Origin of the sequence: Corynebacterium aurimucosum, assembly GCF_030408555.1 — a bacterium.
Taxonomy (GTDB): domain Bacteria; phylum Actinomycetota; class Actinomycetes; order Mycobacteriales; family Mycobacteriaceae; genus Corynebacterium; species Corynebacterium aurimucosum.
The window spans coordinates 1,548,490-1,572,949 of the sequence record NZ_CP047048.1 but is presented as its reverse complement, the minus strand read 5'-3'; the positions used below and the strand labels follow the sequence as shown (position 1 = coordinate 1,572,949).

22 protein-coding genes are annotated in these 24,460 nt (G+C 60.9%); 16 read left to right on the top strand and 6 right to left on the bottom strand.

Translation table 11 applies throughout. From position 1 onward, the window contains the following. Nucleotides 1–77 precede the first annotated feature (77 nt). The 3 genes from tpx to hisS are packed head-to-tail and all read left to right on the top strand — an operon-like array spanning nucleotide 78 to nucleotide 2,502. Nucleotides 78–575: a thiol peroxidase gene (tpx, locus tag CAURIM_RS07375; protein WP_201828096.1), complete on the top strand. Its 498-nt coding sequence runs from the start codon at nucleotides 78–80 to the stop codon at nucleotides 573–575. Continuing rightward, entirely contained in the window at nucleotides 575–1,219 is a 645-nt protein-coding gene (locus tag CAURIM_RS07370) for an MBL fold metallo-hydrolase (RefSeq protein WP_070446822.1), read from the top strand. Before tpx ends, CAURIM_RS07370 begins: the two co-directional genes overlap by 1 nt. Nucleotides 1,220–1,224: 5 nt before the next feature. Further along, complete coding sequence (gene hisS, locus CAURIM_RS07365; RefSeq protein WP_201828098.1) at nucleotides 1,225–2,502, top strand: histidine--tRNA ligase; 1,278 nt, start codon at nucleotides 1,225–1,227, stop codon at nucleotides 2,500–2,502. Here the strand turns inward: hisS and CAURIM_RS07360 are convergent. From CAURIM_RS07360 to ypfJ, 6 genes are all read right to left on the bottom strand, one after another. Next, nucleotides 2,499–3,908 carry an L-serine ammonia-lyase gene (locus CAURIM_RS07360; RefSeq protein ID WP_201828100.1) on the bottom strand — a complete coding sequence of 470 codons (1,410 nt, stop codon included), beginning with the start codon at nucleotides 3,906–3,908 and terminating at the stop codon, nucleotides 2,499–2,501. The two genes, hisS and CAURIM_RS07360, sit on opposite strands and share 4 nt — an antisense overlap. Nucleotides 3,909–3,981: 73 nt before the next feature. Further along, nucleotides 3,982–4,659, bottom strand: a complete 678-nt coding sequence (locus CAURIM_RS07355; protein ID WP_070719219.1) for an FMN reductase — start codon at nucleotides 4,657–4,659, stop codon at nucleotides 3,982–3,984. Then, complete coding sequence (locus CAURIM_RS07350; RefSeq protein WP_201828102.1) at nucleotides 4,660–5,766, bottom strand: LLM class flavin-dependent oxidoreductase; 1,107 nt, start codon at nucleotides 5,764–5,766, stop codon at nucleotides 4,660–4,662. A 45-nt stretch (nucleotides 5,767–5,811) separates the two neighbouring features. Beyond that, a complete protein-coding gene (locus CAURIM_RS07345; protein WP_070711279.1) occupies nucleotides 5,812–6,534 on the bottom strand; it encodes a CBS domain-containing protein in 723 nt (240 codons plus the stop codon). A 135-nt stretch (nucleotides 6,535–6,669) separates the two neighbouring features. After that, on the bottom strand, nucleotides 6,670–8,280 hold the full coding sequence (locus CAURIM_RS07340) for an inorganic phosphate transporter (protein WP_070446835.1): 1,611 nt from the start codon (nucleotides 8,278–8,280) through the stop codon (nucleotides 6,670–6,672). A 314-nt stretch (nucleotides 8,281–8,594) separates the two neighbouring features. Then, entirely contained in the window at nucleotides 8,595–9,488 is an 894-nt protein-coding gene (gene ypfJ, locus CAURIM_RS07335; protein ID WP_201828104.1) for a KPN_02809 family neutral zinc metallopeptidase, read from the bottom strand. A 204-nt stretch (nucleotides 9,489–9,692) separates the two neighbouring features. Between ypfJ and aspS the strand changes: the two genes are divergently transcribed. The 13 genes from aspS to CAURIM_RS07270 all read left to right on the top strand — a co-directional run bounded on the left by aspS (nucleotide 9,693) and on the right by CAURIM_RS07270 (nucleotide 24,455). Then, nucleotides 9,693–11,513 carry an aspartate--tRNA ligase gene (aspS, locus tag CAURIM_RS07330; protein ID WP_070446838.1) on the top strand — a complete coding sequence of 607 codons (1,821 nt, stop codon included), beginning with the start codon at nucleotides 9,693–9,695 and terminating at the stop codon, nucleotides 11,511–11,513. A 66-nt stretch (nucleotides 11,514–11,579) separates the two neighbouring features. Beyond that, on the top strand, nucleotides 11,580–12,797 hold the full coding sequence (locus tag CAURIM_RS07325; protein WP_083308536.1) for a phosphotransferase: 1,218 nt from the start codon (nucleotides 11,580–11,582) through the stop codon (nucleotides 12,795–12,797). After that, a complete protein-coding gene (locus CAURIM_RS07320; RefSeq protein ID WP_144656262.1) occupies nucleotides 12,797–14,152 on the top strand; it encodes a replication-associated recombination protein A in 1,356 nt (451 codons plus the stop codon). Before CAURIM_RS07325 ends, CAURIM_RS07320 begins: the two co-directional genes overlap by 1 nt. A 67-nt stretch (nucleotides 14,153–14,219) precedes the next feature. Next, the gene (gene alaS, locus CAURIM_RS07315; RefSeq protein WP_201828106.1) at nucleotides 14,220–16,907 is read left to right on the top strand and encodes an alanine--tRNA ligase; all 2,688 of its coding nucleotides are present in this window, start codon (nucleotides 14,220–14,222) and stop codon (nucleotides 16,905–16,907) included. A 45-nt stretch (nucleotides 16,908–16,952) separates the two neighbouring features. Next, the gene (gene ruvX, locus CAURIM_RS07310) at nucleotides 16,953–17,501 is read left to right on the top strand and encodes a Holliday junction resolvase RuvX (protein ID WP_201828109.1); all 549 of its coding nucleotides are present in this window, start codon (nucleotides 16,953–16,955) and stop codon (nucleotides 17,499–17,501) included. Between the two features lie 22 nt (nucleotides 17,502–17,523). Then, nucleotides 17,524–18,699 (top strand): endolytic transglycosylase MltG, encoded by a 1,176-nt coding sequence (gene mltG, locus CAURIM_RS07305; RefSeq protein ID WP_070644989.1) that lies wholly within the window; start codon nucleotides 17,524–17,526, stop codon nucleotides 18,697–18,699. A gap of 4 nt (nucleotides 18,700–18,703) precedes the next feature. Next, a complete protein-coding gene (locus CAURIM_RS07300; protein ID WP_070446846.1) occupies nucleotides 18,704–19,510 on the top strand; it encodes a shikimate dehydrogenase in 807 nt (268 codons plus the stop codon). Between the two features lie 59 nt (nucleotides 19,511–19,569). Continuing rightward, nucleotides 19,570–19,962 carry a prepilin peptidase gene (locus CAURIM_RS07295; RefSeq protein WP_070446847.1) on the top strand — a complete coding sequence of 131 codons (393 nt, stop codon included), beginning with the start codon at nucleotides 19,570–19,572 and terminating at the stop codon, nucleotides 19,960–19,962. 51 nt (nucleotides 19,963–20,013) lie between these two features. Further along, on the top strand, nucleotides 20,014–21,225 hold the full coding sequence (aroC, locus tag CAURIM_RS07290; RefSeq protein WP_201828111.1) for a chorismate synthase: 1,212 nt from the start codon (nucleotides 20,014–20,016) through the stop codon (nucleotides 21,223–21,225). Then, nucleotides 21,222–21,731 carry a shikimate kinase gene (locus CAURIM_RS07285; protein WP_201828113.1) on the top strand — a complete coding sequence of 170 codons (510 nt, stop codon included), beginning with the start codon at nucleotides 21,222–21,224 and terminating at the stop codon, nucleotides 21,729–21,731. Before aroC ends, CAURIM_RS07285 begins: the two co-directional genes overlap by 4 nt. Before the next feature lie 75 nt (nucleotides 21,732–21,806). Continuing rightward, entirely contained in the window at nucleotides 21,807–22,877 is a 1,071-nt protein-coding gene (gene aroB, locus CAURIM_RS07280) for a 3-dehydroquinate synthase (protein WP_201828115.1), read from the top strand. Nucleotides 22,878–22,895: 18 nt separating this feature from the next. Then, complete coding sequence (gene aroQ / locus CAURIM_RS07275; protein ID WP_070446855.1) at nucleotides 22,896–23,321, top strand: type II 3-dehydroquinate dehydratase; 426 nt, start codon at nucleotides 22,896–22,898, stop codon at nucleotides 23,319–23,321. Nucleotides 23,322–23,363: 42 nt separating this feature from the next. Next, the gene (locus CAURIM_RS07270) at nucleotides 23,364–24,455 is read left to right on the top strand and encodes a M24 family metallopeptidase (protein WP_070446856.1); all 1,092 of its coding nucleotides are present in this window, start codon (nucleotides 23,364–23,366) and stop codon (nucleotides 24,453–24,455) included. The last annotated feature ends 5 nt before the right edge of the window (nucleotides 24,456–24,460 follow it).

Below are 24,460 nucleotides of genomic sequence, written 5' to 3'. Positions count from 1 at the left end.
ACTTTCGACCCACTCATCCTAACCGCACCGTTGTTCACCGTGGCGAGCCGCCCCGCGGGTCAGTACGCTTGGGTGCCATGGCTACAACGAATTTTCAGAATGAACCCGTCGAAACCAACACAGAGCTTCCCAAGGTTGGTGACGCCCTGCCGGACTTCACCCTCGTGGGAACCAACTTGGCAGAGCTGACTAACGCTGACTTCGCAGGCAAGCGCCTAGTGGTGTCTTGCTTCCCATCCGTGGACACCGGTGTGTGCGCGGCCCAGCTGCGCAAGTTCAACGAAGAGGCAGCTGGTCTAGAGAACACTGTTGTCCTGTCCGTCTCCCGCGACCTGCCTTTCGCGCAGGAGCGTTTCTGCGCTGCGGAGGGCATCGAGAACGTCGTCAGCGCTTCTGATTTCCGCTCTGATTTCGCCGATAAGCTCGGTCTTGTCCTGGAAGGCTCCCCGCTCAAGGGCCTATTCGCCCGCGCGGTCATCGTCACCGACGCCGAGCACAAGGTGATCTACACCGAGCTGGTTCCGGAGGTCACGACCGAGCCGGACTACGACGCAGCTTTGGCAGCTCTCAAGTAATGAGCGCTCCCGAAATCTACGGTTTCGCCGCTGGGCCCTATAAAACCAACACCTATGTGGTGGCTAACGGTTCCCGGGCGTTCATCGTGGACCCAGGGATGCACACGCGCGAGAAGCTTGAGCAGCTCGCGCGTGAGAAGTCCTTGGAGTTTGAAGCCGTCGTGCTCACCCACGGCCACATTGATCACACGCGCGACGCTGCCGAGTTTGACCTACCGGTCTACATCCACCCGGATGACGCGTTCATGCTGGTGGATGGCTCCGGTGTGTCCCCCGAGTCGCAGATGCTCTTTGCTGCCGCTTCCATGAAGCAGGTAGTGGACCGCCGCGACTTGATCGGCGGGGAAACGTTGAGTCTTGTCGGCCTTGAATTTGATGTGCTCCATGCACCGGGCCATTCCCCGGGATGTGTCATCCTCGTGGCTGAGGGGATTGCCCTGACGGGCGACGTGCTATTTAAAGGCTCCATCGGGCGTACCGACTTGCCACACTCCGACCACGCCGCGATGCAACGTTCACTGCGCGGTCCGGTGTGGGGTCTTGATGACTCCCTTGCTATCTTGCCGGGCCACGGCCCGACGACGACCATGCGTCGTGAACGCGCGACTAATCCGTTTCTACGCGCAGCAGGGGATGTACTCTAAAGGGCGTGAGTGATAAGAAGCAGTTCAAAGCCCTGTCCGCGCCTAAGGGTGTGCCGGACTACGTCCCGCCGCAATCGGCCATCTTTGCCAAGGTCCGTGAGGCCTTCGTACATCAGGCACACCTGTCCGGCTTCCAGCACATCGAACTCCCCGTCTTTGAGGACACATCGCTCTTCGCCCGCGGCGTAGGGGAGTCCACGGACGTGGTGTCGAAGGAGATGTATACCTTCGCCGATCGTGGTGATCGTTCCGTGACGCTGCGACCAGAGGGCACCGCGGGTGTCATGCGCGCGGTCATTGAACACAACCTTGACCGCGGTCAGCTTCCGGTGAAGCTCAACTATTTCGGCCCCTTCTTCCGCTACGAGCGCCCGCAGGCGGGCCGTTACCGTCAGCTGCAGCAGGTCGGTGTGGAGGCCATCGGCGTGGATGATCCGGCGCTGGATGCCGAGATTATTGCCTTGGCGGATCGCTCCTACCGCAGCCTAGGCCTGAGCCAATTCCGCCTTGAGTTGACCAGCTTGGGTGACCACGACTGCCGCCCGGCCTACCGCGAGAAGCTGCAGGAGTTCCTGTTCAAGCTGGATCTAGACGAGGACACTAAGGCCCGCGCGGAGCTCAATCCCCTGCGCGTGCTCGATGACAAGCGCCCAGAGGTCCAGGAGCAGCTTGTTGATGCTCCCTTGATGCTTGACCACCTCAATGCCGAGTGCCGCGAGCACTTTGAAACGGTCACCGGCCTGCTCGATGACATGGGCGTGCCCTACACCATCAACCCGCGCATAGTCCGCGGCCTCGACTATTACACAAAGACCTGTTTCGAATTCGTCCACGATGGCCTTGGCGCGCAGTCCGGCATCGGTGGCGGCGGCCGCTATGATGGCCTCATGGCCCAGCTTGGTGGGCAGGAACTGTCCGGAATCGGCTATGGCCTTGGCGTAGACCGCACCATTCTGGCCCTCGAGGCTGAGGGAGTCGAGCTCGAGGGTGTCGACGAGCGCGTGGCCGTCTACGGTGTGGCCTTGGGAGCTGCGGCGAAGCAGAAGATGGTCAGCATCATCAATGACTTGCGTAAGGCCGGCATTGCTGCCGATATGTCCTTCGGCGACCGTGGCCTTAAGGGAGCGATGAAGGGCGCTGATCGTGCCAACGCCCGCTTCGCACTCGTCCTCGGTGACCAAGAGCTAGAGGCTGGCTCCGTGGCGCTCAAGGACCTGCGCGCGCACGAGCAGCGCGACGTCCCTGTGGGGGACATCGTCAACCAGCTCCGTCAGCTGGTTTAGCACTCCACCTGGGAGACGGTAAAGCCCATCGTCTTCGCTAGGCCGCCGAGCGAGGTCTCCTTGTACTTGGAGAGCATGTCGCGTCCGGTTTCGGCCATGGTGCGGACCGCGTTGTCGAGGGTGACGTGGTGCGTTCCCTCACCCATGCGCGCTAGGCGAGCGGCGTTAATGGATTTGACGGCGCCAATAGCGTTGCGCTCGATACAGGGGATCTGCACCAGGCCGCCAACAGGGTCGCAGGTCAGGCCGAGGTTATGCTCAAGCGCGATCTCGGCGGCGTTTTCCACCTGCTCCGGGGTTGCACCGAGCAGCTCAGCCATACCGGCCGCCGCCATGGAGGAGGCGGAGCCCACCTCACCCTGGCAGCCCACCTCGGCGCCGGAGATGGAGGCATTGGACTTGATGATGATGCCAACGGCACCCGCAGTGAGCAGGTAGCGGCGGGCATCGGCGCGCGTGAAGTCCGCCATAAAGTCGCGGGCATAATGGAGCACCGCCGGGATGATCCCACAGGCGCCATTCGTCGGTGCAGTAATGACGCGGCCGCCGGCGGCATTCTGCTCGTTGACGGCGAGCGCGTAGAGGTTTACCCATTCCATTGCGGAAAAGCCACAAGACTCGTCGTCCTGCTTGGCCAACAACTGTTGGTACATCTGCGGCGCACGGCGGTTGACACGGAGGCCACCAGGCAAGATTCCCTTGGTGGAAATTCCCTCGGTCACGCATTCGCGCATGATGTCCCACACAAGGTCGAGGTGTTGGTAGACGTAGTCGAGTCCGCCTTCTTCGCGGTGCAGGACTGCCTCATTGGCGGCGACGATTTCCCAAATGTCCATGTCGTTGGCCGCGCACAGGTGAAGCAGGTGCTCACCCGATTGGAACTCATAAGGAACGGCGTCCTCGGCGGTCGCCGCAGCGACACCGGCCGGAACTCCAGTGTCGGTTTCGAGCTGGGCGTTGTACTCCTCGCGGGACAGAATGAAGCCGCCGCCGACGGAGAAGTACTCCGTGTTGTCGGCGAGGATGGAGCCGTCTTCGTCCCAGGCAGTGAAAATCAGGCAGTTCGGGTGTTCTGGCACCGGCTCGTTGTTGAACTCAATGCTGTACTGCACCTTACCTGCAGGGCCTGAGATGGAGCCCTCGCTGGGGATGAAGGCATCAGCGCGCGGCTCGGCGTCGAGCGGCACCGACAGTGGGCCCCAACCAGCAAGGCCCAAAATTACGGCGCGATCTGTAGCGTGGCCGCGGCCGGTAGCAGAGAGCGAGCCGCGCAGTACGACGTGGACCTTTGCAGGGTGTTCATCCAGTGTCTCGAGGAAAGCCTTGGCGGCGCGCATGGGGCCGACGGTATGAGAGGAGGAAGGGCCGATGCCGATGGAGAAGATATCGGTCACGCTAATTGTCATGTGGGGTCAAACCTCCTTAGAAGCGTTAAATAAGTTACGCTTTACGATAGTACCGAGAGGCCTCCATAGCTGCTTAGTCCGGTTGGCCGTCGTGGCGGGAGAGGAGTTCGCGGAAACCTGCAGGATCCGAATCCAGTATGTCTTCGGAACTGTCCTGGGGCGTTTCCTGCGTTTCGCTGAGGGTGCCCGTAAGCCCAGCGACCCGGTCGAGCGGGCGCACCATGAGATCCGCTAACTCCCTAGCGGCACGCTCGATGCGCCTTTCATTACGCGCGCCCTCCGCGGTGCCATAATCCTCCGTGGCTTGGAAGACGCCGGTGGGGACCACCGTGGCGTGCAGGTAATTGAGTAGAGGCCGCAGGGCATAGTCCAGGACCAGCGCATGCCGGCTGGAGCCGCCCGTGGCCGCGATAAGGGTAGGAAGCCCCTCCAAGGAATGCGGCTCCAAGGTGTCGAAGAACATCTTGAACAGGCCCGAGTAGCTTCCTTGGAACACGGGACTGACTGCGATGAGACCGTCGGCATTCAGCACGGCGGACTGTGCCGCCTTCAGACGAGGCGTGGGCGAGACCCAGTTGGTCATGGCCTCGGCCAGCTCGCCCGCGAGTTCGCGTAGCTCCACGACGGTGATGTCCACGCCTTCACCCCGGGCGGTGACATGGGCGGTGGTGGCGGATGAGAGGGCGTCACCAAGCGCGCGCGTCGACGACGGCAAGGACAGCCCAGCCGTAACAACCACCAGTGAGCGCATTTATTTCTCCTCTCCAGGGCTGACCAGCGCGTGTGGGGTATAGGAGCCAAGCGTGGCGTGCGTCGGTGGGTCAGAAGGTACATGATCTGGGCGGCGTTCCTCAAAGCGGCGGCGTAGTTCCGGCACTACCTGGGTGCCGAGGATTTCGATCTGCTCCAGCACCACCTCTTGCGGCAGTCCAGCGTGATCGATGAGGAAAAGCTGACGCTGATAGTCACCGACCCAATCAGCAAACTGCAGCGTGCGCTCCACCACTTGCTCCACGGTGCCTACCGTTAAGGGGGTCTGAGCCGTGAATTCTTCCAGGGAAGGGCCGTGGCCGTAGACCGGAGCGTTATCGAAGTAGGGGCGGAAGAAATCCTTCGCCTCCTGTTCAGTAGACCCGATGAAAACGTGCCCGCCGAGGCCCACGATGGCCTGATCGGCATGGCCGTGCCCATAGGATTCATAGCGGTTGCGGTAGAGGTTCACCATCTTCGCGGTGTGTTCCTTGTGCCAGAAGATGTTGTTGTGGAAGAAGCCATCGCCATAGTAGGCAGCCTGTTCGGCAATCTGCGGGGAGCGGATGGAGCCGTGCCAGACAAAGGGCGGGATACCGTCGAGCGGCGCCGGTGTGGCGGTGAAGCTCTGGAGCGGGGTTCGGAACTTCCCTTGCCAGGAGACGACGGGCTCACGCCAGAGGCGGCGCAGCAAGTGATAATTCTCCACCGCGAGTGGGATGCCCTCGCGGATGTCCTTGCCAAACCACGGGTAGACCGGGCCAGTGTTACCGCGGCCCAGCATCAGGTCGATGCGCCCGTCGGCGAGGTGCTGGAGAAAGGCGTAGTCCTCCGCGAGGCGGACGGGGTCGTTGGTAGTGATCAGCGTGGTGGCAGTGGAGAGTTGAAGGTTCTTTGTCTGTGCCGCGATATAGGCCAGGTGAGTGGTGGGTGCCGATGGGACGAAAGGTGGGTTGTGGTGCTCGCCGGTGGCGAAAATATCGAGCCCTACCTCCTCCGCCTTGAGCGCGATTTCCGTTATCGCGCGGATGCGCTCGGCCTCGGTGGGGGTGCGGCCGGTGGTGGGGTCTTGCGTGACGTCACCAATGCTGAAAACTCCGAATTGCATGCCAATCTTCCTTCTGTGACGTGTCAACAATAATGTACCAGGAGATTATTCCCATTCGAGGGCGTCGACCAACACTGCGAGATCCCCCGGTGTCGCGATAGCCAGCGGACGCTGCGAAGCCTTTCCATGCTCGGTGAGGAGGACTGCGCTGGCACGGACGCCATCTACGGTGGCCTCTGTGAGAGCATCGATAACCTCTTGCGCGCTGGCTGTGCGGGGCAGAAACTCGGCGCGGTCCTTCTTCTCGGCGAATTCCAGAACGGCGCTAATCGACGCCGCATTGACCACACCATCGTCTCCCAAATCAGCCGCAATCCACCGGGCGATGACGTTGGTCGTCAGCAGCGCCTGGTAAGTCCCCGAATCATAGATAGGGATCTGCGAATAGCCGGTCTGGTTAATGAGCCGTAAGGCCTCCATGATTGGGGTTTCGGGGGCAAGAATGGTTACGTCACGGTCAGAAAGAAGGGACTGCGCTGTAGGCGGATCCGTGAGAAGGCGCTGCAGGTTTTCCAGCTGCGTGACGACCTGTGGGTGTGGGGTAGCGATGGGTGCGCCGTCGAAGTAGCGGCCATGGGCAATGGCATTGCGCAGGTTACCAAAGTCCTTCAGCTGTTCCGCTTGGCGCTTGCCCAACAGATGTTTGTCGTGTGCGCGATCAACAATCCACCAGAAAGAATCTGAATTCTTCGCCCCAATTGCCTGGCGGAGAAATTGTTCAATGTCGTTGAAGGCGGAAAAGAATCTGGCCAGGGAGTTATCGCTCATGAAGCCCCAGTGTACGGATTTGGCAGTGCGTGCTGTGTCCGGTCGCTAAAACACAATCACCGCGAGGACCCCGGTTGTTGGGGCACTCGCGGCGATAGGGCACTATGTGCTGTGCGCGTGTGATGCGCTGAAGCTTTAGAAGGCGACGCGCAGGATAGAAACCGTCACGGCTGCGATGGCTGCCGCTGCCGGGAGGGTGATAACCCACGCGAGGGCGATCGGCTTCATCAGCTTCCAGTTGGCGGCGCGGTTTACGATGCCGACGCCAAGGACAGCGCCGATGAGGATGTGGGTCGAGGAGACCGGCAGGCCCAAGAGGGACGCTGCCATGACGACGGCAGCGGCGGCCAGTTCAGCGGCGAAACCGGAGGAGGGGTGCATCTGAGTCAGGCCCGAACCGACCGTCTGGATAACGAAGCGGCCGATGAACCAGAGGCCAGAAATCAGGGCGATACCCATGGCCACCATGACCGGGAGAGGGACAGTGACTTCATCGGAAATCTGGTTCGTCCGCAGGACGTCGAAGACGGCGGCGAAGGGGCCAATAGCGTTAGCGATATCGTTCGAGCCATGTGAGAACGCGAAGGCCGAAGCAGTAAAGACCTGCATCCACGAGAAGAGAAGGAAGGTCGAGCGTGACAGGGACTTCTTCTTCAGGGAGCGGGCGAAGATAAACACAGCCATCCAGACCACGGCGCCTACCATGCCCATAACCAGGAAGTTCTCCAGGGTGGAGAAGTCAACGCCGGTGTTCTTCAACCCCTTGAAAAGCATCATCGCGGAAATAATGATGGCGCCCAAAGCAGCCAGCAGTGGGACCCAGTTCTCCAGGGCGCGGTGCGCATTGATGTCCTCAAGATCCTTGTTGAGGTTATGCAAGTCCCGGTAGTAGTCGGACTCGAGAGCCTCTGGGTCATAATCATCTTCCGCTGTGAGAGCAGCATCACGAGCCATGGCGTTGGTGTAGGAAATCTGCTGCAGCTCATTCATGCGCTCGAAGCGGGTCTTGTGCTCCTTGCGTAGTGCCGAGCGACGAACCTTGATCTCACGCAGGCGTTCGTCCGCAGCGTCGTTGTACACCAAGATGGAGGACTTGATCCACTTGAAGAGAAGGAAGGCGGCAATGCCACCAAGAACTGGGGAAAGGACCCAGGAGAAGGCAATGGTGCCGATTCCGCCCCACTGCACCATGTCCATGCCACCCTTGCCGGTGATGAAGCCGACGGTCAGTGCAGCGCCGACGATACCGCCGACGATGGAGTGGGTCGTAGAAACCGGCCAGCCCATCCGGGTGGCGACGAGTAGCCAGATGGCGGCGCCTAGGAGCGATGCCATCATGATGTAGACGAACTCCATCGGGTCTAGACCGTCAATTGCATCAAGGTCCACGATGCCGGAACGGACGGTATCCGTCACCTCACCGCCAGCGAGGATGGCACCGGATACCTCGAAGACTGCAGCGACCGCGAGGGCCTGCTTCATCGACAAGGTTCCTGCACCCACGGAGGTACCGAAGGAGTTGGCGACGTCATTGCCGCCAATGTTGAAGGCCATGAATAGGGCGAAGATGATCGCTGTAATCAGGACTACGCGATTAGCCCCCTCAGCAACTTCTCCGTTGCTCCAAATGATGAAGAAGATCAGCGTGACAGCGGTGATGGCGCCGAAGAACAAGTGCCAAATCCAGTCCTTGTTCTTGCCATTCATCGATTCGAGGTCAGGCATCGTCGGCGTGGCGGTGCTCAAAACGTCGTTCCTTTCATGAAGAGAACGCTGCGTGATGAGGAAGCGCGGGCTGCCACAGGCAGGGCGAATGCGCCGTGAAAGCAGGGGATAATGTGCCTGTCGCGGTGCAGGGTGATGGCATCACGCACGGTTCTTTTATGCTTTTAAAGACAGAGCGGATCCCACCACAATCCGGCGGGAACTTGATCAGGGTAAAGCATCAAGATTGCCGGCAGGTAAACACTTCATGTATTTGAATTTAATCTGCACTTTTCTGGCACATTTGGGGGTGGTGCGACCTTTCATCGGCCGCACTAGTACTTTTAAGCGCAGTATTAAGTCTTATAGACGCCTCGGCCCAAGGTATCGCACTGTTCCATCTTGCCGGTGTTATATCCAGCGAGGAAGGCCTGAGCGCGGTCCTCGGAGGAGCCGTGCGTCCACATGTCCGGGCGTACTTCGCCGCCCGAGCGGCGCTGGATGTTGTCATCGCCTACAGCACGAGCGGTGTTCACGGCATCGGTTACTTGTTGTTCAGTAATCGTTTCGAGCAAAGCGTCTTCGCCCTCATCGGCGTAGTGCGCCCAGAGGCCGGCATAGCAATCAGCTTGCAGCTCAATCTTCACAGCGTTGGAATCCTCGCCGGGCTCGTTGTAGTTGGACAAGCTGAGCGTGCCTTCCAGTTTTTGAATGTGGTGGCCAAACTCGTGGGCCACGATGTACATCTGGGCCAGAGGAGCATTCTCGCCGCCGAAATTGCGGAGCTGATCAAAGAAGGCGGTGTCGAAGTAGGCCGACTCATCCGCTGGGCAGTAGAACGGGCCCGTAGCGCCTGAAGCCTGGCCGCAGCCCGACATGGTGGTGTTGTTGAAGATGACGCGGCCCGGCTCGACGTACTCGATGCCTGCCTGATCCGGCAACTGCTGGGCCCAGACCTTGTCGACGGACTGGGCGGCGAACATGACGCGGCAATCGTCGTACTTATTGCCGTCCTCGGCAGTTTGGCAGTGCGCAAATGCGTCTTCGCCGCTTTCCTCTGGCCCTACCTGGGTTTGGTCGGGCTGGGGATCGCTTCCGGTGATGGCGCCAGGATCGCCGCCGAGGAGTAGATAGAGACCAATGAGAAGGAGAGAGCCAATGCCGCCGCCGGTAGCGATCATGCCGCCGCGGCCTCCACCGCCGGAGCTAGCTCGCTTACCATCAAAATTGGCGCCAGATTTAAAAGTCATGCCAGAGATTTTGCCACAAGCCGTAGGTGCTGTCTGCTCGATAGGTGGACTGCTGTTAAGCACACGGTGCTCACCCTAGCGCTGTGCAAGTCCGGTGTGGGCGGTAGACTTGGGCCGTTCAAGTACTTGCATCCCTCGGCGCGTGCTGTCTACGCGTGGCGTGTGTGGGTGCGAGCGTCAACAATGAGAAGGGATTGAACGAGAGTGCTGCGTACACATTTGGCAGGCGAACTGCGCAAGGAGATGGCAGGGGAGACCGTCACCCTGACGGGTTGGGTCGCTCGCCGTCGCGACCATGGCGGTGTTATCTTCATTGATCTGCGTGACCGCTCTGGCGTTGCCCAGGTGGTTTTCCGCGAATCTGAGGTAGCTGAGCGCGCCCACGATCTGCGTTCTGAATACTGCGTCAAGGTTACCGGCGTAGTGGAGCCGCGCCCGGAAGGTTCGGCTAACGCAAACCTGGCATCTGGTGAGATTGAGGTTAACGTCTCGGACCTGGAGGTGCTCAACAAGTCCGCAGCGCTGCCGTTCCAGATTGATGATCCGTCTTCTTCCGGTGAAGTCGGTGAAGAGACCCGTCTGAAGTACCGTTACTTGGACCTGCGCCGCGAGCGTCAGCACGAGGCTCTGCGCCTGCGCTCCGCCGCTAACCGCGCCGCCCGCGAAGTTCTGGACAACCACGACTTTACTGAGATTGAAACCCCGACCCTGACCCGTTCCACCCCGGAGGGCGCTCGTGACTTCCTCGTGCCCGCCCGCCTCAAGCCGGGCAGCTGGTACGCACTCCCGCAGTCTCCGCAGCTTTTTAAGCAGCTGCTCATGGTGGCCGGCATGGAGCGCTACTACCAGATTGCTCGCTGCTACCGCGATGAGGACTTCCGCGCGGACCGCCAGCCTGAATTTACGCAGCTCGACGTCGAAATGTCCTTCGTAGACCAGGACGATGTTATTGCACTAGCGGAAGAGATTGTATCCGCTCTCTGGAAGCTGATCGGCTACGAGATTAAGACGCCCATCCCGCGCATGACCTACGCCGATGCCATGAAGTACTACGGATCTGACAAGCCGGATCTGCGCTTCGACATCAAGATCGTGGAGTGCACCGACTTCTTCAAGGACACCACCTTCCGTGTCTTCCAGAACGAATACGTCGGTGCTGTCGTCATGGAAGGCGGAGCCTCCCAGCCGCGCCGCCAGTTCGATGCGTGGCAGGAATGGGCAAAGCAGCGCGGTGCGAAGGGCCTGGCTTATATCACCATCGCCGAGGACGGCACCCTGGGCGGCCCAGTGGCCAAAAACATTACTGACGCCGAGCGCGAGGGCATTGCCGAGCACGTCGGTGCTAAGCCGGGCGACGCCATCTTCTTTGCCGCCGGTGACGTAAAGTCTTCCCGTGCTTTGCTGGGCGCTGCGCGCGGTGAGATCGCAAAGAAGCTGGACCTTATCAAGGACGGCGACTGGGCCTTCACCTGGGTCGTGGACGCACCGCTCTTCGAGCCGGCCGCCGATGCCACCGCTTCGGGTGATGTGGCTCTGGGTCACTCCAAGTGGACGGCTGTCCACCACGCCTTTACCTCGCCGAAGCCGGAGTACCTGGATAACTTTGATGAGAATCCGGGAGAGGCCTTGGCCTACGCCTATGACATCGTCTGCAACGGCAACGAGATTGGCGGCGGCTCCATCCGTATCCACGACCAGGATGTGCAGAAGCGCGTCTTCGATGTCATGGGCATTGGTGAAGAGGAAGCGCAGGAGAAGTTCGGCTTCCTGCTCGACGCTTTCCAGTTCGGTGCCCCGCCGCATGGCGGCATTGCTTTCGGTTGGGACCGCATTGTCTCCCTGCTGGGCGGATTCGATTCCATCCGCGACGTCATTGCCTTCCCGAAGTCGGGCGGCGGCGTTGATCCTCTGACCGATGCTCCGGGCACCATCCCCGCTGAGCAGCGCAAGGAGACCGGCGTGGACTTCAAGCCGGAAAAGGCGGCTAAGGCTGCACAGGGTGAAAAGGCTGGGAAGGAGTCTTAAGACCGCGCAGCGCCGGTAAGGTAGTTGGGCCTACGACTAGTGGAGGCAGGCAAGCAAGTGAATTCGATGGGACACGAGTCCATGGACAGTTCTGCGGCTGATGCCGTGGTGGCGGAAGCATCGCTGATGATTTCCCGCCGCTATGGCGGCGAGCCTGAGCTGAGTGACATTCAACAGCTCACCGGCTCGGGCAATGCTGTGGTGCTTCGTGCCCGCACGACACCAAGTGCCTTCTTTCCACATCGGTCGGTCGTCATCAAGTACAACCCGGTCACCGGACACACTATTGATGACGCCGCACTCCTGCGTGAAGTGGTGGCCTATCAATTCACCACAGCGCTGTCTGAAGAGGTCCGCCCAGGCCCAGTCCTTCTTGCGCACGATGTGGAAAAGCGCATCCTCGTGCTCACCGACGCGGGCGATGGCGACACCTTGGCGGATGCCCTCGCCCACAGCAGCGATGAAGACCGCGTCGAGCTGCTCCGATCCCTGGGCAGCGCGCTGGGCAAGATGCACGCAGGAACCGCAGGGCGCGAGGAGGATTACGAGGCCCTGCTGAACCGTCAGCTGCGCCGGCATCCCGAATACGCTGAGCACCAGGCGCTGCGTGATGATTCGCTGAAGAGCTCCATCATGATCGGCGCTGACATTCTCAATGAGGCCGGACTGGAACCGCCGAAACACGTTCGCGAATTGGCTCGCACCGCCATGCAGAGCTTTAGTTCTGGCCGCAACCGCGCCTTTACCCCCTTCGATCTGTCCCCAGACAACATCATCGTGGGGACAGCGTTAACCTTCCTGGATTATGAATGGGCTGGTTTCCGTAACGTTGGCTTTGACGTGGCCTGCGTTGTTGCAGGCTTCCCACAATTCCTGTTCTCACGGCCGATTACTGATAGCGAAGCGGAAATCTTCATCCAAGCCTGGCAGCGCCGCATCGTCGATGTGTGGCCCCAGTTTGCTGATGAGAAGACGCTGCATGAATTGCTGGTGGCCTGCCTCATAGGCTGGGCCTTGTCGAGCGTGACCACCATGTATGCCGGCGGGATCGAAGGCGTTGTAGCTCTGGCGGAGGGCAACGCCGAGATTTATCGTGACCCGCATCGCTCGTTGCTTCGCCGTTCCGACCAGGGGCCGTTCACCGAGGATGAGGCTCTCATCCGCCGTGATCTTTATGAAACTTTCGAGGCGCTGTCGCGGTTTGCCGCGCAGTGCAAGAATGATGGATGCTCCGTGGTGGCCGCATTTGGCCGCGCAGTTGCTTCCCGTCTCCGGGAGTCCTGATGGGGCAGGAGTCACTCTTCGGCGATGACCAGTCAGCGCCCAGCCTGCCGGGTGGCCCCGATATGTTTGCAACTCATTCAGGCTCACCCCTTGCCGCGCGCATGCGGCCGCAGAGCCTCGATGAAGTGGTGGGGCAGAAGCACCTACTGGAGCCGGGGACCCCGTTGCGCCGGCTGGTGGAGGGCTCGGGGGAAGCCTCGGTCATCCTGTACGGCCCGCCGGGAACCGGAAAGACAACGCTCGCCTCCCTGATCGCTTCCTCCTTGGGGGATAACTTCATTGGGCTTTCTGCCCTGGACTCTGGTGTTAAGCAAGTCCGCGAAGTGATCACTCATGCGCGTCGCGAACTCATCGAAGGTCGCCGCACGGTGCTCTTCATCGATGAGGTACACCGCTTCTCCAAAACCCAGCAGGATGCGTTGCTGGCGGCCGTGGAGAACCGCACTGTCCTTCTCGTGGCCGCGACCACCGAGAATCCTTCGTTTTCTGTGGTAGCGCCGCTGCTTTCGCGTTCGCTGTTGCTGCACTTGGAGCCGCTTGACGATGTCTCCCTCCGCAGCCTCGCGGAGCGGGCGCTGAGGAGTGAGCGCGGTTTGGCGGGGCGAATCACTGCCACGGAAGACGCTTTGGATCAGCTGGTGCTGCTCGCCGGCGGTGATGCTCGACGGACGCTGACCTATCTCGAGGCGGCCGCCGAAGCGGTGCCGGATGGCGGCGAGCTCACCGTCGACATTCTCAAAGACAACGTCAACCGCGCGGTCGTGCGCTATGACCGTGACGGGGACCAGCACTATGATGTTGTCTCCGCCTTTATTAAGTCCATCCGCGGCTCCGACGTGGACGCCGCGTTGCACTACCTTGCCCGCATGATTGAGGCCGGCGAAGACCCGCGCTTCATAGCGCGCCGGCTCATCGTGCATGCCTCCGAGGACGTTGGGATGGCGGATCCCACCGCTTTGCCCACCGCCGTGGCCGCGGCGGAGGCTGCGGCCCTGATTGGCCTGCCCGAGGCGCGCATCCCGCTGGCGCAGGCCACGATCCACCTGGCCACGGCGCCGAAGTCGAATTCCGTTATTAGTGCCATCAACGCTGCCCAAGCCGATGTCCAGGCCGGTAAGAGCGGGCACGTCCCGCCGCACCTGCGCGACGGCCACTACGAGGGTGCCAAGCGCTTGGGAAACGCCGTCGGCTACCGGTACCCGCATGATGATCCACGCGGTGTGCTAGCCCAGCAGTATTTACCGGAGACGCTCACCGATGTCGAGTATTATCAGCCCACCGACCACGGCGCGGAAAAACGGGTGCGCGAGTACCTGGGGAGGTTGCGGGGCATCATCCGGGGGCGGCGTCGCTAAGCAGAGCACCGGACGGGTAAAGTTGAGCGCTGACTAGAAACCATTCAACAGTGAAGGACTTTTGCTCGTGAAGACTCATGAGATCCGGGAACGCTTTACCCAGCACTTCGTCAAGGCCGGCCACGAGGCCGTGCCCAGCGCATCGCTGATCCTGGATGACCCGAACCTGCTCTTCGTCAACGCCGGCATGGTTCCCTTCAAGCCCTACTTCTTGGGCCAGCAGACCCCGCCTTTTGCTAACGGTACGGCGACCTCTATCCAGAAGTGCGTGCGCACCCTGGATATCGAGGAAGTAGGCATTACCACCCGCCACAACACCTTCTTCCAGATGGCAGGCAACTTCTCCTTTGGCCAGTACTTCAAGGAGGGGGCCATTACCCACGCCTGGAACCTGTTGACGAACTCGGTAGAGGATGGTGGCTTGGGGCTTGACCCCGAGCGTTTGTGGGTCACGGTCTACCTCGATGACGATGAAGCAGCCGATATCTGGCACAACAAAATCGGTGTTCCCCGCGAGCGCATTCAGCGCCTCGGCATGGAGGATAATTACTGGTCCATGGGCATTCCTGGCCCGTGCGGACCGTGCTCCGAGATCTACTATGACCGTGGCCCGGAATATGGCCAGGACGGTGGTCCCGTCGCGGACGATAATCGCTACATGGAGATCTGGAACCTGGTCTTCATGCAGAACGAGCGCGGCGAAGGCATTGGCAAGGGCAACTTTGAGATCGTGGGCGAGCTGCCCAAGAAGAACATCGATACCGGCATGGGCATCGAGCGCGTCGCCTGCATCCTGCAGGACGTGGACAATGTGTACGAAACGGACCTGTTGCGCCCAGTCATCGACGTAGCCGAAGAGCTCACCGGTGCGAAGTACGTTCCGGATGCGCCGAAGGAAGACCTGATCCGTTTCCGCGTGGTGGCGGACCACTCGCGTACCGGCATGATGCTCATCTTGGATGGCGTTACCCCCGGTAACGAGGGCCGCGGCTACATCCTGCGTCGCCTGCTTCGTCGCATCATTCGCTCCGCCAAGTTGTTGGGCGCGAAAGGCGAGACCATGGAGCGCTTCATGAACACCATCATGGACACCATGACGCCGTCCTACCCGGAGATCGCAGAAAACCGCGAGCGTATTCTGCGCGTTGCCGTGGCAGAGGAGAAAGCCTTCCTCAAGACCTTGGAGTCGGGTACCAAGCTTTTCGACGAAGCAGTGATCGAGCTGAAGAGCACCTCCCGCGCAGCTACCCCGAAAGTCCTGTCCGGTGAAAAGGCCTTCGAGCTGCACGATACCTATGGTTTCCCCATCGACTTGACCCTGGAAATGGCGCAGGAAGCCGGTTTGACCGTAGACATGGAAGGCTTCGACGCCGCCATGGGTGAGCAGCGCCGCCGCGCCAAGGCGGATAACCAAGCCAAGAAGCATGGTCATGCTGATCTGTCTCTGTACCGTGACTGGGTGGATAACCACCCGACGCTGTTCACGGGCTACGAGACCTTGGAGTCGGACGCCAAGGTCATCGGTCTTGTGCGCGATGGCGAGAAGGTCTCCGAGGTCCAGGCAGGGGACACGGTCGAGGTTATCTTGGACCAGTCGCCGCTCTACGCCGAAGCCGGTGGCCAGACCGCCGACCGCGGCCGCATTATCGCGGGCGAGACCCTGCTGGAGGTCAAGGATGTTCAGAAGATTGGCAAGAAGTTGTGGGTTCACAAGGCCACGGTGACCGCCGGTGGCCTTGAGCTTGGCAATGGCGTGACCGCCGCAGTTGACCAGCAGTGGCGCCACGGCGCCGTGCAGGCGCACTCCGCAACGCACCTTATCCACGCCGCGCTGCGCCAGGTGCTGGGCCCGACCGCAGTCCAGGCTGGTTCCTTGAACCGTCCGGGCTACCTGCGCTTTGATTTCAACTACACCGACCAGCTCACGCAGGAGCAGCTCGATGAGATCGCTTTGGTGACCAACCAGGCGGTGGACCAGCACTTCCCGGTCAATACCATCGAGGCCTCCTTGGAGAAGGCCAAGGAGATGGGGGCGATGGCCCTCTTTGGTGAGAACTACGGTTCTGAGGTCCGCGTCGTGGAGATGGGCGGCCCCTTCTCCATCGAGCTCTGCGGTGGTACGCACGTGAAGAACACTGCAGAGATCGGCCCGGTATCTGTCCTCGGCGAATCCTCCGTGGGTTCGGGCGCGCGCCGCATCGAGGCTTATTCGGGCCTGGATGCATTCCGCTACTACTCGAAGGAGACCGCCCTCGTCGAGGGTGTCTCCCGCGAGCTCAAGGTCCAAACTGAGGACCTGCCGGAGCGCATCGCGCAGCTGACGGAGAAGCTCAAGGCCGCTGAGAAGCAAATTGCCGAGCTTCACAAGGCCCAGCTCATGTCCCAGACCGCGGAGATGATCTCTACTGCGAAGACCGTCAACGATTTCACCCTCGTGGCTGTTAAGCTGCCTAAGGGGGTCAACGGTGGAGACTTGCGCACACTGGCTTCTGATATCAAGAACCGTCTCGGTGATGCCGCCGGTGTGGTTGTCCTGGCATCGGAGAACGAGGGCGGCAAGCTCCCGTTCATCGTTGGCGCCACTAAGCCCGCAGTCGAGCGCGGTGTCAAGGCTGGTGACTTGGTCAAGGTTATTTCTGGCTATGTCGACGGCAAGGGCGGCGGAAAGCCGGACATGGCCCAGGGCTCGGGCGCGAACGCGGACGGCCTGCAGGCGGCCTTCAATGCTGTACGCGACGAGCTCGGTCAGCACTAGTAAGGTGCATGCAAATAGCTGAGTCGCAGAATCAGGAGGAGCACGATGGCCGTAGAGCCTGACAAACCAGGCGTCGACGATCCCGGCCCGGGGCGCCGTTTGGGCCTCGACGTCGGTACCGTCCGCATCGGCGTGGCGGTATCTGACCGAGACGCGCGCTTGGCCATGCCGGTCGAAACCGTCCGGCGTGAGACCGGGTTTAAGGACCGCGACAAGGGCGATATTGACCGTTTGCTCGAGCTGATCCATGAGTATGACGCCGTCGAGGTGGCCGTTGGCCTGCCGCGTGATCTCAAAGGCAACGGCTCATCAAGTGTTAAACATGCCAAGGAAATCGCGTTTCGTATCCGCCGCCGCTTGGCAAAAGATGACAGGATGAAGGAACCTCCGCCCGTACGCATGGTGGATGAGCGCCTCACTACGGTGGTGGCAACCTCTGCTTTGCGGGCCTCTGGCGTGTCAGAGAAGCGTGGTCGCTCGGTCATTGACCAAGCTGCCGCGGTGGAAATTTTGCAGTCCTGGCTGGATGCGCGCCATTTCGCGTTGTACGGCCACAGCCCTTCAAACGTAGGAGACGAAGTACGTGAGCCGTAAACCTTCACGCATCGGACGCTCGATGGAACCTCAATATGTCAAGCGCCGTCAGCGCGGCATGGCCGTGCTCATCGCAAGCTTGGTCCTTATCATTGGCGGACTCGGCTACATCGGCTTCCGCCTTCTGGGAGGGGGCAGTACCTTGGACTACGAGGGGCAAGGCAACGGTGTCACACAGCTTGTTCAGGTCCCAGAAGGCTCGTCCATGGGTGAATTAGCACCCGAGCTGGCAGAAAAGAACGTGGTGAAGACATCCGAAGCTTTCTCCTCAGCAGCCAACTCCAACCCACGCGCAAGCCAAATCAAACCCGGCTTTTACCGTCTCCAGGAGGAGATGAGCGCGAAGGCCGCTGTCGAAGCGCTGCTCGATGAAGCCAATATGGTGGACCTCCTCGACGTCCAAGGCGGTGCCACGCTGCTCGACGTCAACGTGCTTGGCGGTGATGTTCGCTACGGCATTTACTCCTTGATTTCCCAGGTCTCGTGCAAGGAAGGTGGCTGCGTCTCCGCTGAAGAGCTCGAGAAGATTGCGGCCACCGTGGACCCAGCTGAGCTGGGCGCACCGGAGTGGGCCCTGGAAGAGATTCGCGCACGAGGCGAGGACCCGAAGCGCCTTGAGGGGCTGATTGCCCCGGGCCAGTACGTGCTGGATCCGAACATGGATGCCCAGGAGATTCTGACGGACCTGATCACCCGCTCTACGAAGAAGTACAACGACACCAACATCGTTGACCGCGCCCAAGCAATTGGTCTGAAGCCCTATGAGCTTCTAACTGCCGCTTCATTGGTGGAACGCGAGTCCCCGGCCGGTGAATTCGACAAGGTTGCTCGAGTGATCCTCAACCGCCTCGATGAACCGATGCGCCTCGAGTTGGACTCCACCGTGAACTATGGCCTCGAGGACGTGGAGCTGGCCACCACCGATGAGGACCGCCACCGCGAGACGCCATGGAATACCTACGCCAAGGACGGTCTGCCTGATTCGCCGATTGCCTCGCCTTCGGAGGAAGCTATCCAGGCCATGGAGAACCCGGCGGAAGGAAACTGGCTCTTCTTCGTCACCGTCGATGACAAGGGCACCACCGTGTTTACCGATAACTACGATGAGCACCTTGCCAACGTCGATGATGCGGTGCGCTCTGGCATCCTGGACAGCCAGCGCGAGGCCGAAGGTGCGCCGCCAGCCGAGGAGCAGTAAACCAATGCCGCGCGCCGCAGTCGTGGGCAGCCCCATTGCCCACTCGCTCTCACCAGTCCTGCATAACGCTGGGTATGAGGCCCTGACCCTGAAGGAGTGGGACTATACCAAGCATGAGGTGACGGACTTGCCGGCCTTCCTCGCCGAAGTAGGCGAGGAGTACTGCGGTTTCTCCGTCACCATGCCGCTCAAATTTGATGCCCTTGCTTGTGCCGATATCGTCAGCGAGCGAGCTGAGCTCATTGGCTCCGCGAACACCTTGGTACGCACCCCGGAAGGGTGGCGCGCGGATAACACGGATACCGAAGGCGTGCTGGGCGCGCTCGATGAGCTTTTGGGCTCTTCCCAGCCGTCTTCGGCGCTGCTCATCGGCGCCGGCGGAACCGCGCGGCCGGTCCTGTGGGGGCTGGCTCAGCGCGGAGTGAAGGACGTTACCGTGTTGAATCGCTCCGACCGTTTAGCTGAACTGCGTCCGCTCGCTGACGCCCTCGGTCTCACACTCCATGCGGCAACCTTCGAGGATGATCTAGCAGGCCTTGCGAGAGCAGTAGATCTCCTTGTCTCCACCGTGCCCTCTGCTGCGTTGGAGGGATACCTGACGCAGCTGGCCAAGGCTCCGGTTTTTGACGTTATTTATGATCCGTGGCCTACTCCGCTCACTGTGCATGCGGCCGCTGATGGCTACCGGGCCGTCGGCGGGCACATCATGCTGGCTAATCAGGCTTATTCGCAATTTGAGCAGTTTACCGGGCATACTGCCCCGCGGGCAGAGATGCTGGCGGCGCTCAACAAGGCGCTCAAGCTGCCCTAAGCAAGTCCCCACAGCTTGGTGCGTGCGTCTTGTCCGCCCACGCGGTAGGCTGCGGGACCATGGGGGAACTGCTTTTCTTGGCGTGGGGGTGCGCTTTAATTATTTATGACCTGCGTTTCAAACGCCTGCCTAACTATCTGACTCTGCCTGCCGCAGCCTTATCGCTGTGCTGGTTCAGCGTGGCCGGGCTGCTGTGGCCGGGTATCTACGTGGTGGCGGCGTTGCTAAGCCGCGCCGGAAGCATCGGCGGGGGAGACCTCAAACTGGCGCTGCCGCTGGGAATGGTGACCGCACACGTGGCGGGCGTACCGGGGGTTGCGCTGGCGATGATGGGGGCGTCGCTGAGCACGGTGCTCTGGGGCTATATATCCAGGGATAGGACACCCGCGCATGGACCCGGGATGTTGATTGCCGCAGGACTTGTTGTGTTATTTAGCCCCGACATGGTGTGATAGCAGGCCTAGTGACCCCGAAGGAACCCTTGGCGTGTGATAATAGTCCGCATGCTTCGTTGGACTACCGCAGGTGAATCTCACGGCCAGGCACTCGTTGCACTCATTGAGCACATGCCGGCCGGGGTTCCCGTTTCCCAAGACGATATTGCTCTCCAGCTCTCTCGCCGCCGCCTCGGCTACGGCCGCGGCGCCCGCATGAAGTTTGAAGCTGATGATCTCACTCTGCTCAGTGGCATTCGCCACGGCCTTACCCTGGGTAGCCCCATCGCTATCATGATTGGCAACACGGAGTGGCCAAAGTGGACCACCATCATGTCCCCGGATGCGCTAGATCTCGATGACCCGGAGACTGCTAAGGCGATGGCTTCCGGTCGCGGTGCTCCGCTCACTCGTCCACGCCCTGGGCACGCCGATTTCGCCGGCATGGTGAAGTTTGATCAGGCGGAGGCCCGTCCCATTCTGGAGCGTTCCTCCGCACGCGAGACCGCTGCCCGCGTCGCCGCGGCCACCGTTGCCCGCAACTTCCTTCGCGAAACCCTGGGAGTCGAGGTGCTGTCCCACGTCATCTCCATTGGTGCCTCAGAACCTTATGAGGGCCCGCACCCTAGCTTTGCGGACCTTGAGGCCATCGACGCCTCTCCGGTTCGTGCCTGCGATAAGGCCGCAGAGGAATCGATGATCTCAGAAATCGAGACCGCCAAGAAGCAGGGCGATACCCTCGGCGGCATTGTAGAGGTCATCGTGGAGGGCCTGCCGATTGGTTTAGGCTCCCATACCTCGGGGGAGGACCGTCTCGACGCGCAGCTCGCCGCCGCCTTGATGGGTATTCAGGCGATCAAGGGCGTTGAAGTAGGCGACGGCTTCGCTGAGGCGCGCCGTCGCGGAAGCGAGGCCCACGATGAAATGGTGCGCACCGATGAGGGAGTGGACCGGGAGAGTAACCGGGCTGGTGGCCTGGAAGGCGGCATGACTAATGGCCAGACGCTGCGTTTGCGTGCGGCGATGAAGCCGATTTCTACCGTCCCGCGCGCCCTGAAGACCGTTGATATGGTTACGGGTGGGCCAGCCACTGCCATCCATCAGCGTTCTGATGTCTGTGCAGTTCCAGCGGCTGGCGTGGTGGCCGAAGCCATGGTGGCTCTCGTCCTTGCGCGTGCCGTGTTGGAGAAATTTGGTGGCGATAGCTTAGCCGAGACCAAGCGAAACATTGCTGCCTACCAGGATTACGTGGCTAGCCGCTTGGATTGGGGTGAGGCATGAATTCCCCGCACGTCGTTCTCGTAGGGCCTCCTGGCTCCGGAAAGACCACCATTGGCCGGTGCCTCTCCCGCGCGCTGAACTGCGAGGTTGTTGACTCTGATGCCCTCATCGAGGCCCGCTACGGCAAGGCTTGCGGCGAGATTTTCTCTGAGCTGGGTGAACCAGCATTCCGTGAGGTCGAAGCCGAAGCGGTGCGCGAGGCACTCGCCACTACTGGCGTGGTGAGTCTAGGCGGCGGGGCAGTGCTGACCGAATCTACACGCGCCCTGCTCGATGGCCTGACTGTTGTATTCCTTGATATCACCCCCGAAGAAGGCGTAACCCGCACGCTGGGGGACAGCAACCGTCCCGTGTTGGAGTCTGCGGACCCGCTGGCGCACTACACCCAACTTTTGGAAACGCGCCGATCCCTCTACAGCGAGGTCGCTGACTTAAAGGTGCGCACTGGTGTGCGCTCCCCGCAGCAGGTGGTGGGTGACATCTTGAGCTTCCTCGAAACCCTCTAGGACGACGAAACTTCTTTACCCGCTACGTGTCGACGCCTCACGAACCCTGCCACCCCAGCCGAAGGAGCACCACCCATGCACACCATTGCTGTTAATGGACCATCGCCTTATGAGGTCACTCTTGGCAGTGGCCTGAGTACCGCCATGATTGAGCGCGCCGCGGCGATTGGGGCGGCTAAGGTGGCAATCATCCACCAACCGCCGCTCGCGCAGGCTGCCCAAGACTTAGTTAAACAGGCTCGCGTACAGGGGATTGAGGCCACCGCAGTTGTGGTCCCCGATGCCGAAGCCGCCAAACGGATCGACGTGCTCGCCCGCTTGTGGGATATCTTCGGAGAAGCAGGTTTTAGCCGCCGCGATGCCGTCATTGGCCTAGGCGGCGGTGCGGTAACGGACCTGGCTGGGTTTGCTGCGGCGACGTGGATGCGCGGCATCCCGGTGATTCAGGCGCCGACGACGTTGCTCGCCATGGTGGATGCCGCCGTGGGCGGCAAAACCGGCATCAACACAGCCGCGGGAAAGAACCTGGTTGGGGCTTTCCATGAGCCGGACTCAGTCTTTGTTGATGTGGAGCATTTGCGCACGCTGCCAGCCGAGGAAATCGTCGCCGGTTCTGCAGAGATTATCAAGACTGGCTTCATCCATGACCCGCAGATCATTGAGCACTACCTGAAGGATCCCGCCACATGCCTTGAGCCCGACGGCCTGCTGCCGGAGCTCATCGAGCGTTCTATTGCGGTCAAGGCCCACGTGGTGGGTCAGGACTTGAAGGAATCCGGGCTGCGCGAGACTCTCAATTACGGCCACACCTTTGGCCACGCCGTGGAGCGTCGCGAGAACTACTCGTGGCGACACGGCCGCGCGGTAGCGGTGGGCATGATGTTCATTGCCCACCTATCCCACGCGCGCGGGCTTATCGATGCCAACCTCGTGGCCACGCACCGCGACATCTTGACCAGGATTGGGCTGCCGACCACTTATGAGCAGGACCATTTCGAGGAGCTGCTGGATGCAATGCGCCATGACAAGAAGAACCGCGGCGGCCACATCCGCTTTGTAGCGCTCACCGGGATCGGGGAAACCACGCGCTTGGAAGACGCCACTGATGAGGAGCTGCGCGCAGCCTACGCGCAGCTGACCGTATAGGAATTTAAGGAGTTCGCCATGACCATTCTCGTCCTCAACGGCCCGAATCTGAACCGCTTGGGCAAGCGCCAGCCAGAAATCTATGGCAGCGAAACTTTGGAGGATATAGAGACTCGCGTCCGCGCGGCGGCGGGGGAGGAAGAGATCGTCTTCTTCCAATCCAACCACGAGGGCGAACTCATTGAACAGGTGCATCGCGCTGCCGACGAAGGCTGGCCTGTCATCATCAACCCGGGCGGTTTTACACATACCTCGGTGGCCCTGCGTGATGCCTTGGCGGAGGTAGCCGATGGCCCCGGATTCGTCGAGGTGCACCTATCCAACGTGCATGCGCGGGAAGCATTTCGGCAGCACTCTTACCTGAGCCCCATCGCTCGCGGTGTTATCGCGGGCCTCGGCTCTTATGGATATGTCGCGGCACTGGGGTACTTCCTGGCAGATTAGCTATCATGGAGTATCGCTTGAATTGATTGGAGTGGTTCTCTCATGGCATTAGCCGATACTCGTTATGGCAACCGCCGCCGCAAGCTCATGACTGAGCTGACTGGTCAGCGCATTGACGCCATTATCGTTACCCACCTGACGCACGTGCGTTACTTGACCGGCTTTTCGGGATCGAATGGTGGACTGCTGTTGCGCAAGGACCTCTCCGCGCTCATGGCAACGGACGGTCGCTACACCACGCAGATCGCGGAAGAGGTTCCGGACATCGAAGCCAGCCTTGGTCGCGATGTAGGCCCGCACTTGCTGGGGCAGGTTTCTCAAGATCTGCGGGTGGGCTATGAAGCCGACTACGTCACTGTCGCACAACTGCAGCGTCTGGAGAAAGCAAAGCCGGAGGGCGTGACTCTGGTACCGGTCACCGGCGTGATTGAGAAGATTCGCCTGGTCAAGGATCACGTTGAGCTGCAGAAGCTCGAAGAGATAGCGGCCTTGGCCAACCAGGCGCTCACCGATCTCGTAGAGGCTGGGGAGGTCGCCGCTGGGCGCACGGAACGCCAAGTCGCTGCCGATTTGGAATACCGCATGCGCATGCTCGGCTCGGAGCGCGTGAGCTTTGACACCATTGTGGCTTCCGGTGAAAACTCCGCTAAGCCCCACCACGGCGCGGATGACCGCGAGTTGCGCAAGGGGGATTTGGTTACGATCGACTTCGGTGCCCACCTGCGCGGCTTTAACTCCGACTGCACACGCACCTTCGCTATCGGTGAGGTCACTGAGTTTGCCCGTGAAATCTACGACATTGTCCTGCGCGCCCAGGAGGCAGGTGTGAAGGCAGCGGTGCCAGGTGCCAAGCTTGTCGACGTCGACGCGGCCTGCCGTGACATCATCACTGAGGCCGGCTATGGCGAGTACTTCGTTCACTCGACTGGCCACGGAATCGGCCTCGACGTGCACGAAGGGCCCTCCGCAGCGAAAACCGGCAAGGGCGAGCTCGCCGAAGGGATGACGCTGACCATTGAGCCGGGCATCTACGTTCCTGGTAAGGGCGGCGTGCGGATCGAGGACAGCCTGTTTATTACCTCAGGGGCACCAAAGATCATCACGGCCTATCCGAAGGAACTTCAGGTGCTGTAGCCAGC